Source organism: Burkholderia sp. Ac-20384 (genome assembly GCF_017104605.1).
Taxonomy (GTDB): Bacteria; Pseudomonadota; Gammaproteobacteria; order Burkholderiales; family Burkholderiaceae; genus Burkholderia; species Burkholderia lata.
This window is the reverse complement of record NZ_JAAGPE010000310.1, coordinates 1-10254: the sequence shown is the minus strand read 5'-3', so window position 1 is coordinate 10254 and position 10254 is coordinate 1. Positions and strand designations below refer to the sequence as shown.

At 66.6% G+C, this 10254-nt stretch carries 8 protein-coding genes and 1 pseudogene; 4 read left to right on the top strand and 5 right to left on the bottom strand.

Features of this window, described 5'->3' with window-relative positions; translation table 11 throughout:
* Positions 1–369 precede the first annotated feature (369 nt).
* Positions 370–564 (top strand): annotated as a pseudogene (locus G3O00_RS35110) (lytic transglycosylase); the annotation flags it as partial.
* Between the two features lie 19 nt (positions 565–583).
* Here G3O00_RS35110 and asnB read toward each other — a convergent pair.
* Positions 584–2551 (bottom strand): asparagine synthase (glutamine-hydrolyzing), encoded by a 1968-nt coding sequence (asnB, locus tag G3O00_RS35105; protein WP_206145729.1) that lies wholly within the window; start codon positions 2549–2551, stop codon positions 584–586.
* Between the two features lie 264 nt (positions 2552–2815).
* Positions 2816–3649, bottom strand: coding sequence for an autoinducer binding domain-containing protein (locus G3O00_RS35100; protein WP_206145728.1), 834 nt, complete (start codon positions 3647–3649; stop codon positions 2816–2818).
* 284 nt (positions 3650–3933) lie between these two features.
* On the opposite strand from G3O00_RS35100, the gene G3O00_RS35095 reads away from it, so the two are divergent.
* Entirely contained in the window at positions 3934–4839 is a 906-nt protein-coding gene (locus G3O00_RS35095; RefSeq protein WP_011354463.1) for a LuxR family transcriptional regulator, read from the top strand.
* A 122-nt stretch (positions 4840–4961) separates the two neighbouring features.
* Here G3O00_RS35095 and G3O00_RS35090 read toward each other — a convergent pair whose 3' ends face one another.
* On the bottom strand, positions 4962–6608 hold the full coding sequence (locus G3O00_RS35090) for an NRAMP family divalent metal transporter (protein WP_174932796.1): 1647 nt from the start codon (positions 6606–6608) through the stop codon (positions 4962–4964).
* 119 nt (positions 6609–6727) lie between these two features.
* On the bottom strand, positions 6728–6865 hold the full coding sequence (locus tag G3O00_RS35085) for a hypothetical protein (protein WP_167316036.1): 138 nt from the start codon (positions 6863–6865) through the stop codon (positions 6728–6730).
* 1075 nt (positions 6866–7940) lie between these two features.
* Here G3O00_RS35085 and G3O00_RS35080 point away from each other — a divergent pair.
* Both G3O00_RS35080 and G3O00_RS35075 read left to right on the top strand, forming a co-directional pair.
* Complete coding sequence (locus G3O00_RS35080) at positions 7941–8210, top strand: hypothetical protein (RefSeq protein ID WP_206145727.1); 270 nt, start codon at positions 7941–7943, stop codon at positions 8208–8210.
* Positions 8211–8334: 124 nt separating this feature from the next.
* Positions 8335–9822, top strand: a complete 1488-nt coding sequence (locus G3O00_RS35075; protein ID WP_206145726.1) for a carbohydrate porin — start codon at positions 8335–8337, stop codon at positions 9820–9822.
* 114 nt (positions 9823–9936) lie between these two features.
* On the opposite strand, the gene G3O00_RS35070 is transcribed toward G3O00_RS35075, so the two are convergent.
* Positions 9937–10254: trehalase family glycosidase (locus tag G3O00_RS35070; protein ID WP_277399355.1), on the bottom strand; the 318-nt coding region annotated here is incomplete at its 5' end.

Below are 10254 nucleotides of genomic sequence, written 5' to 3'. Positions count from 1 at the left end.
CCGACCGCCGCCTCCGGGCGGCGGTCGCTTTTGGGCTTTTGAGCGTCGGCGGCCGCGCATTCTCGTACATCACGCTTCGTCGCTTCCGCTCCGGCCACCGCCGCCGATGTTCGAGACTACGGATTGCGGCGTGACACACGGCCATTGCCGTCCCTACAATCGACGCAGCAGCCGCGCGCGCTCCGCGCCGCCGGCACCGAAACGTATGGAACGGATATGAACATGCGCGCTTCGCGAACCGTCGCCGCCTGCCTGACCGCGCTGGCCGCGCTCGCGTGCGCAGCGTCGCCCGTTGCTCATGCAACGAATGACAACGCGCTGCACGTCGCGTCGATGACGTCGGGCAATCCTGACGAAGGCAGCGCCGGGCGCGACACGCCGCCCGCACGCCAGCGACGCATGGATGCCGCCGCGACCACGCCGCCCGATCGCGCGCGCCGGCTGGCGTCGCCGGCGGCCTCCGCCGATCCGCCGTCGTGCCATGCACGGCCCGTGATGACGATGTGCCGCGGCCTGCCATCGAGCGACGCGAAGCGGCGCTGCATGCGCTGCCTCGATCAGTGACGTCGCGCAGCGCGCCCGCTTACGCGGCGCGCTGTGCCTCCAGCCAGGCCTGGAACATCAGCACCGTCCACAACTGGTGCTGCCAGTTCATCCGGCCGGTTACGTGCTGCCGCCACAGGCGCTCGACCGCAGCCGCATCGAAGAAGCCTTCCTCGCGCAACCGCGACGGCCGCAGCAACGCCTCGGCCCAGTCACGCAACGAACCGCGCAACCAGTGATCGACGGGGGCGCAGAAGCCCTGCTTCGGCCGGTCGATCAGCGCGGACGGCACGTACCGGTCGAGTAGCCGACGCAGCAGCGCCTTCGACTGTCCTTCCGGCAAACGCAGGTCCGCCGGCATGCGCCACGCAAATTCGACGACGTGATGGTCGAGGAACGGCATGCGCGTTTCGAGGCTCACCGCCATCGCCGCGCGATCGACTTTCGCGAGGATGTCGGTCGGCAGGTACGTGAGCGTATCGATCGCCATCGCCTGCTCGGCGAAGCTCAGGTGCGCGGGCCACGCGGATACGGTGTCGAGCGGCGTCGCCGGCTCCTGCCCCGACAGCGCGAGGCGCTCGGGATGATGCACCGACGACATCAGCAGACGATACAGCCCGATGCGGCTCTCGGCCGTCATCACGTGGCCGAGCTTGTGCAGGCGATCGCCGATGCGCGTTGCCGATTCGCGCGCCTCCACGCCGCCCCACGCACCCTGCGCGACGGCCGCGAGCTGGTCCGCATGATCGGGGCGCAACGCGTGCAGCGCGGCGGCGATCCGCGCCCGCACGGCGCCGGGTACGCGATGCAGCTTGCGCCACAGGCGCGGCGTCAGGAAGTAGCGGGTATAGCCGCCGAACAGCTCGTCGCCGCCGTCGCCGGACAGGCTCACCTTCACATGCCGGCGCGTCATCTCCGAGACGAGAAAGGTCGGAATCTGCGACGCATCGGAGAACGGCTCGTCGTAGATCGACGGCAGCTTCGGCACGACGCCGAGCGCATGGTCGGCCGTGACGTAGAGCTCGGTATGGCGCGTGCCGAGATGACGCGCGACGGCCTTCGCATAACCGGCTTCGTCGTAGCCCGCTTCATGGAAACCGATCGTGAACGTGTCGACCGGCGTCGACGATTGCGCCTGCATCAGCGCGACGATCGTCGACGAATCGACGCCGCCCGACAGGAACGCGCCGAGCGGCACGTCGGCCTCCATCTGCCGCGCGACGGCCTGGCGCAGAACCGCGTCGAGCTGGCTGACGGCCTCGTCGGCGTTGCCCTCGAACGGCTGCGCGCGACCGTCCTCGATCGCCTGCTCGAGCGTCCAGTACGCACGCAGGCGCGGCGTGTCGCGCGCATGCTCGAACTGGATATACGTGCCGGGCGGCAGCTTGTGGATGCCGCGATAGATCGTGTGCGGCGCGGGCACGCTCGACTGGCGCAGGTACAGGCACAGTGCGTCACGGTCGATCGCGCCGTCGAAGCCCGGATAGTCGCGCAGTGCCTTCAGTTCGGACGCGAACACGAGCGCGTCGCCGATCCGGCCGTAGTAGAGCGGCTTCTCGCCGATCCGGTCGCGCGCGAGCGTCAGCACCCGCGATTCTCGATTCCACAGCGCGATCGAGAACATGCCGGTCGCGCGCCGCAGCGTCGCGTCGACACCCCACGCGACGATCGCCGCGATCAGCACCTCGCTGTCGGAGTGGCCACGCCACGCCGGTGCACGACCCGTGCGCTCGAGCTCCGCGCGCAGTTCGCGATGGTTGTAGATTTCGCCATTGAAGACCATGACGTAGCGGCCGCACGCGGATGCCATCGGCTGTCGGCCGTGTACCGACAGGTCGACGATCGCGAGCCGCCGGTGGCCGAGCGCAATGCCGGCTTCCGGGTCGACCCAGATCCCCTGCCCGTCCGGCCCGCGATGCGCGAGGCTTGCCGTCATGCGCGCGAGCGTGCCGCGCGCTGTCTCCTCATCGAAGGCGACGCTATTCAGAAAGCCGTCGATTCCGCACATTGATTTGTCCGCCCCTGTTGACCAGTTCCGTCACGCGTGGCGCAACCTCGCGGCCCGCCGTCCGGCGTGACGGTCGAGCCATATTACGAAGAAATAATTCAGCAATAATTCACAGGTGAATGCGGCAATCACTCGAAAAAAGCGCTGTCAAGCAGCGTGTGCGCATCGCGACGGCGCGCGCAGCCGAAACGGCCCGTCGGGCCGCCACGGAGGGCCGGCACGACGGTCATCGGGTCACGCGGAGAAAACCGGGGACGGACAGCGTCAGGACGGCAAGCGACGCGCCGCCAGATACGCCAGCTGCGCGCGGTTCTGCACGTTGAAGAGTTTTTCGAGCGAGCGGATGTGGTGGCCGACCTTGTGCAGCGACGTGCGCAGCGCGCTCGCGATTTCCTGGTCGGACAACCCGTGCACAAGGCGGTCGAGCACCTGCAATTGCTCGTCGCCGAGCGCGAAGCCGCGCATGCGTGCAATACGTGCTTCGAGGAACGGCAGCGCGACGCGATGTACCGCGAGGCTGACCGACAGCGCACCGCCGATCACGCGATCGTCGATCCATTCGGTGCCGTGCGTCTCCGACGTCACGTTCACCGCGACGCGCAGGTCGAGGCGCGGCGCCGACAGGCCAAACAGCACGCCGCTGTTCATCCCGTGCGCGCGCAGATGGCCGGCGAGCGCCAGCATCTTGCGGTCGCCGCTGCCCTGTGCGGCCGCTTCGATCTCGTCGAGCCGCCACGCGACCGGAAAGCCGCTCTGCCGCACCTGCGCGAACCGCGGGTCGCTCTCGTAGAGCATGCCTTCGATAAACGGCTGCATGAAAGTCGCGGGGGCGAGGTCTCGCAGCAGATGCGCGCACAGGATGCGCCGCCCGATCATTTCGAACGCGCCATAACCGAGCGTACTGAAACCGATTTGCCGCAAGCGCGCATGGCATTGCGCGAAATCGAGCGAAGCCAGGTCGGTTTTACCTGGCTCGAGTTGCGTGCCGGTAAAAACGTCGTGCCCGATTGCCTGATATTCATTTGAATATGTCGCAGCCGTTGCGATATCGGCTTGCGAGAACCACTCGACGCGTGGTGCGCCGTCAGCATATGTCATGAGGAGCCCGCCCTTTCCCAATATGTGAACCTGCGCCCCGTCACGATCTGGTCTTTGCTTTATGGATTTATTGGTCGGCGTGATATGCGTGCGAATAGGAATCTTCCGCCGCCATTAGTATTACGGCATATTACGCATACACAGGCATTTTTGTACAATGCCCCCGCGTTTCGTCAGGGATGACGATCGGCGCATATCACACCGATGCTCGATCGCACCGCCGCGAATGCCGTACACGATACGGCCGCCGCCAGGCGATGCGTGTCGATTCCGAGGGATGGCACATGTCCGATATTGCATTGCATGAAGAAGCGGTCGCCCCAACCTTTTCCCGCACGTCGCACGGGCTGAACACGTGCCCGGACGTGCTGCGGGAACGCCCCGTGCAGGTCGTCTGGTGCGACGACGTGAAGCGCGGTGACATCACTCAGCCGCACGCACCGAAGCTCGGCGTCGCCGATACGCTCGCGCACGCGCAGAGCACGGCGGAGCGCAGCCGCATCGTCGCGAGCCTGCTGCACCTGACGGGCTTCTCGACGTTCGCGTACTTCGCGCTCGAATTCGCGCACGAGCGCGTCGAAAGTCTCTACCTGCACGAAGCGTTCACGCCGGCCACCTATCGCGGCGACTACGTGCGGCACAACCATCACGACATCGATCCGCGCACGCTCGGCGCGCGCGTGTGCAACATGCCGATCGTGTGGGACCTGCAGCAGTTGCGCCGCGAACATCGCGAGCGCGACGACGGCCCGCGCGTGACGCCGGCCGCGCTCGACGGCTTCCTGCAGAACATGCAGGACGACGGGATGTGCAGCGGCATCATGTACTCGATGGCCGTGCCCGGCACGCGGCTGCACGCGTTCATGAGCTTCACCGCGCCGCGCCGCACGCGCGAATGGATCACGCCGGCGACGATCGAGCAGGCGTTGTCGATCGGGCTGTCGGTGCACAAGTTCGCGTCGCCGCAGCTGATCTCGACGTCGCGCGAGCGCGCGGTGAACGGGCTCACGCCGTTCGAGCAGGAACTGCTGCTCGGCATCGCCGAAGGCGCCTCCGACAAGGAGATCGGCCGGCGCCTCGACACGAGCGCACACAACGTCGACTATCACCTGCGCAAGCTGCGCAAGCGCTTCGGCGTCGCGAACCGGATCCAGCTCACGTACCTGACGTCGAAGCTCGAACTGATCTGACGTCGGCGCGCGCGGCGTGCCGCAAGTGGACGCGTAAACGCACATGCCGGCCACGGAGGCCGGCATGTGCGGGTTGCGGCGCGGTGCCGGGTCCGGCGCCGCTTCCTGGAAGATGACCTGCGTTACTTCAGCAGCATCATCTGCACGACCTTGACGATCACGAGACCGACCGCGATCACGAGATAGCCGCGCAGCACGGCCATCCACACGCGCGTCGTCAGCGTCATCTTCTGCGGCTCGAGCGTGTCGAGCGGCGGCATGCGCCACGTGTCACGTTGCGAGCGGTCGACGCCCGGTTCGACGACGCGCTTGTTGCGACGGATCAGCACCGTCGCGAGATAGCCGACGATTGCGAACACGCTGCCGCCCACCAGCACGTCGAGGATCGCTTCACCGCTGATGTCCGGATACATCACCGATGCGGTCAGGATGATCGACAGCATCACGAGCACCCAGATCACCGCGCCCGTGAACACGTTGAGCTTCGTCGAGTTGATCCACGGGCCGAGCACCTGCTTGTCGTTGCAAAGCAGCAGCAAGAACACGGTCGCGCTCGGCAGCAGCACGCCCGCGAGCGTTTGCACGGCTTCCGTCAGCAGGCCCAGCGGGCTGCCCGGAATCAGCACCAGCGCCGCGGCGGCCGCGACGATGCCGAAGTAGACGAGATAGAAACCCTTCGCGTCCGACACGTTACGATGCAGCGAGTGGCGGATCTTGAACACGTCGCCGATCGCATAGGCGGTCGACAGCGATACGGCTGCCGCGCCGATGATGCACGCGTCGAGCAACGCGACGGCGAACAGCGTCGCGCTCGTGCGGCCCGAATACTTTTCGAGGCCCGCGATGATGCCACCGGCGTCGGTGAAGTTGCCGAATTCCGGATGGCCCGAGAACAGCTGGGCCGAGAACGCGATCATCGCGACTGCGCCTACCAATACGAAGGCGATGCCGATCCACAGGTCCGCCTTTTCATACTTCATGAAGCGCGGCGTGATGCGCTTGTCGATCACGTAGCTCTGCTGGAAGAACAACTGCCATGGCGCAACCGTCGTGCCGACGATACCGATCACGAGCAGCATCACGTCGGACAGCTTCGCATGCGCGGGCCAGTTCGGCACGAAGAAATCGCGCGAGATCTGCGCCACCGGCGGATGGATCGACACGAGCACCGGCACGAGCAGCAGGCTCAACAGGCACAGCACGATCGCGAACCGCTCGAAGCGCCTGAAATCCCCGGTACTCACCGCGGCCATGGTCAGTGCCGCGGCCACGCACACGCCGGCCACCTTCGGCAGCCCGAAGAAATCCAGCACGAACGTGATGCCGATGAACTCGGTCACGATGGTGAGCGCATTGAGCAGGAACAGGTCGATCACGCTGAACGCGCCCCAGAACTTGCCGAAGCGTTCGAAGATCAGGCGTGCGTGGCCGACGCCCGTGACCGCGCCGAGGCGCAGCACCATTTCCTGGTTCACGTACAGCACGGGCACGAGCAGCAGCAGCGTCCACAGCAGCGTCGTGCCGTAGTTCTGGCCGGCCTGCGTGTAGGTGCCGAATGCGCCGGCGTCGTTATCGCCGACCATCACGATGAGGCCGGGGCCGATGATGGCGAGCAGCGTGCGCAGACGCGCCCACCACGTGCTGCGGGCACCGGTGTCGTGACGCGCGATCGTGCCGAGCGCGCCGCGGATATCGCCCAGGTGGGCTTCGTCGAGCACGGCGCTGCGTTCAGCGGCGATCGGTGGAGAAACGTTGGATGGCGTGGACATGATTTATTCCGTACGGCTAAGGGTTATCTAAAGAGCGTGTGACCTTGGAATGCGCGCGGGGCAGCCGCTCGATGGCGGCCGCGCGTGCGCATGCCGAGGCGCGCTCGGTACTTCTTGCTTCAGCGGATCAACGATTTCAGCTGGTTCAACAGGCGGGAGAACACCCGCGGACGGGCGTCGAGCATCAGCATCGCGTCGTAGTGGTTGCGCGATTCCGTGACGTGCGGGAGATTCGACAGCAGAAGGCCGAAGTTCATGGTCTGGCTCCGTGCGGCGACGGCAGGCTGCCGGCCGCGTGTTGGGCGCGGGGCCAGTCCGGGGCCTGAACGACGTGTCAGGCTAGTCGGCCGGATTGTCCCTGCGACCCGGGTTCAAAAGGGTCTGTATGTGCAACGGGCATAAGGGACAACTGTCACTGTCGTTCATGGCGGCTCCTGTTCCTGTGCGGTGTTCCGGAGAACACGGTTGACCGCCGTCAGGCCTGCGGGCCGGCATTCGCGAGCCCGGGAAAGGCGTGCGCGAACGCGGCCGCCTGCCAGGCGGCGGTGAAACCGGACGGCGCATGCGAAAACGCATCACGCTAACCGGCGCGAATCAGGGTGCACGTAGGAATTTGCTGCGGAATACTGCTGCGCGCACCGTTTGCCTGGGAGACAAACGGCGGCTTCGATGAGGCGCGGACGTCGGTCGCTCAGGCGGAAATTTCGTTCGAAGATCGACTACTGCAGGCGTCCAAGGCGGCGGCCCCAAGAGTGAAGATGGCGGATTCTATGGACGGCCCGAAAGTGAAGTCAACCCCTCCCAACCCCATTTCTCGAAATAAATTTCCTGCTTTGCGGCACTGAAAGATTTGCCCTTGAAAACACGCGGCACAACCTTTCAGGGTGTGTCGTCCCGTCGGGGTCCGATGCGTATGAACAACGGGGCGGCGTCTCCCGTCGTGTTCATCTGGTGCCCGTCCCGTGCCCGAACAGGCCGCCGCGGCACTCGCGCAACGCGCCTCGCTTTTTGTGCGTTTTTTACTTGCGCTGCAGCAAACGACCCGAATACAATCCGCCGCAATTCATCACAGGAGTCCCTCCGTGGACACATGCTCTAGTTGCAGTTCGATGCCGGTCCAGGCCGGCCAAGCCATCGCGAGATAGCAGCCAGACGCATGTCTTTCGCCGCTAGCTCGCATTCGTCGGGTTAGCGCGCTTCCTCCCGAGCCGGCCGTCGCCGGTTCGTCCGTTGCACGCTCCACCACGTTCCACCCTCCGACCGCAGGCCGCGTCACGCGCCCGCGCTCGATCACGTCGTCCGGCCCGAGCCGGACCGGACGGAGGCAGCGTCATGTTTCTTCAATCGTTCGCGGTCAGACTCAAGCGCATCGTGCATCTCGCATGCGACCGCTCATTCGTATCCGGCCTCTCGCCGCTCGCCCACGCATTCAGCAACTGGCGCGGCACCGCGCTCGCCCACGTGCCGGCAGCGCCCCGCCCGCTCGACTGCCTGCTGGTCGCCTTGATGGCTGCCGCCGTCGCGCTCGTCGCACTGCTGTGCTCGGCCGCGTCGCGCCTCGGCTTCGCGCAGGTGTGGCGCATCGGCGGCTGGCTGCCGTAAATCCCCCGTCGCGCAGCCGTGCCACGCGCCAGGTGCCGCCGTGCGACCGCCTCGTCTCGCCACGCTTCCCGCATCACGTTTTCGTTTCTTCAGCTTAACTAATCAAACCGACAACGGAACCCACATGAAGAACTACCTCGAACCCGTCCCGCGCAAGCTCCGCCTGAATGCGCTCGCCACGCTGCTGCTGTCGCTCGCCGCCGCGCCCGCGTTCGCGCAAGCATCGTCGCCGGCCGCAACCGAACCCGCGGCCGGCGCCAGCGACGCCACCGCTCCCGCACAACAGGCCGCCGATGCTGCCGCGCCCGCCCCCACCGGCTTCTGGGAGCGCTCGAACCTGCTCGGCAACATGGGCGGCCTGCGCGACGTGCTCGGCGATCACGGCGTCACGCTGAGCCTGCAGGAGACCAGCGAGTACCTGTACAACACGTCGGGCGGCACGAATCGCGGCGGCGCGTACCAGGGGCTCACGCAATTCGGTTTCAACGTCGACACGGGCAAGGCGGTCGGCCTGCCGGGCGGCACGTTCAACGTGTCGGCGCTGCAGATTCACGGCACCAACCTCACGCAGCGCTATCTGCAGACGCTGCAGACCGCGACCGGCATCGAAGCGAATTCGACCACGCGCCTGTGGGAACTCTGGTATCAGCAGTCGCTGCTCGACGGCAAGGTCGACGTGAAGGTCGGCCAGCAGAGTGTCGACCAGGAATTCATGGTGAGCCAGAACGCGGCGACGTTCATGAACGCGACGTTCGGCTGGCCCGTGCTGCCGTCGACCGACCTGCCGGCCGGCGGCCCCGCGTATCCGCTGTCGTCGCTCGGCGTGCGGCTGCGCGTGAAGCCGTCCGATGCATGGACCGCGATGATCGGCGTGTTCGACGGCAACCCGGCCGGCCGCAGCGACGGCGATGCGCAAGTGCTGAACGCGCACGGCACCAACTTCAACCTGCGCAGCGGCGCGTTCGTGATCGGCGAAGTGCAATACGCGCTGAACGCGCCGCCCGCCGATCCGAAGGCACCGCAGCCGGCCGGCCTGCCGGGCACGTACAAGCTCGGCTTCTGGTATCAGTCGCAGCATGCGAACGACCCGCGCTACGGCACCGACGGTCTGTCGCTCGCGAATCCGGAGAGCAACGGCATTGCCGCCACCCATCGCGGCAACTACTCGTTCTACGCGGTCGCGGACCAGATGGTATGGCGGCCGTCGGCCGACAGCCCGCGCTCGGTCAACGTGTTCGCGCGCGTGATGGGTGCGCCGGGCGACCGCAATACCGTCGATTTCGCCGCCAACGCAGGCGTCACGCTGAAAGCACCGTTCAAGGGACGCGACAACGACGTCGCGGGCATCGCGGTCGGCTACGCGAAGATCGGCTCGCATGCGCGCGGCCTCGACGGCGACACCGGCGTCTACACGACGCCCGGCTATCCGGTGCGCCGTGCGGAAACGGTCGTCGAGGCGACCTACCAGTACCAGGTCACGCCGTGGTGGCAGATGCAGGCCGACCTGCAGCACTTCTTCCGTCCGGGCGGCGGCATCCCGAACCCGAACGCGGCCGGTGCACGCATCGGCGACGAAACGGTGGTCGGCGTGCGCGCGACGATCACGTTCTAACGCCCTGAAGCCAGGCGGATGCAGACACGGGCCGGACGGCCGCTTGCGCGACAGTCCGGCCCGTGCGTTCTCGTGCGTTCTCGTGCGGTGCCAGCGCGCGGCTCGCGCCGCGTGTCACTCGCCGTACAGCCCCAGCAGCTTCAACGTGACGCCGTTGGTCCAGCCGAAGCCGTCCTGCAGCGGATACTCCCCGCCTCCACCGCCGCCCGTGCCGGCGCCTTCGACCACGTACTTCTCGACGAGCTTGCCTTCGGTCGCATACACATGCTTCACGTCGGACAGGAAGCGCGTGCCGATGTCCTTCGCAAGCGCCGGTTCGCCATAGCGCCGCAACCCGTCGATCGCGATCCACTGCAACGGCGCCCAGCCGTCCGGCGCATCCCACTGCTGCCCGGTGTTCTCGGTGGTCGTCTCCAGCCCGCCCCGCCGCCA

What these genes read in the sequence shown, in the direction of transcription:
- G3O00_RS35100 (WP_206145728.1), bottom strand. Translation starts at nt 3,649, where the DNA reads ATGACATATGCTGACGGCGCACCACGCGTCGAGTGGTTCTCGCAAGCC.
- G3O00_RS35075 (WP_206145726.1), top strand. Translation starts at nt 8,335, where the DNA reads ATGAAGAACTACCTCGAACCCGTCCCGCGCAAGCTCCGCCTGAATGCG.
- G3O00_RS35080 (WP_206145727.1), top strand. Translation starts at nt 7,941, where the DNA reads ATGTTTCTTCAATCGTTCGCGGTCAGACTCAAGCGCATCGTGCATCTC.
- G3O00_RS35085 (WP_167316036.1), bottom strand. Translation starts at nt 6,865, where the DNA reads ATGAACTTCGGCCTTCTGCTGTCGAATCTCCCGCACGTCACGGAATCG.
- asnB (WP_206145729.1), bottom strand. Translation starts at nt 2,551, where the DNA reads ATGTGCGGAATCGACGGCTTTCTGAATAGCGTCGCCTTCGATGAGGAG.
- G3O00_RS35095 (WP_011354463.1), top strand. Translation starts at nt 3,934, where the DNA reads ATGTCCGATATTGCATTGCATGAAGAAGCGGTCGCCCCAACCTTTTCC.
- G3O00_RS35090 (WP_174932796.1), bottom strand. Translation starts at nt 6,608, where the DNA reads ATGTCCACGCCATCCAACGTTTCTCCACCGATCGCCGCTGAACGCAGC.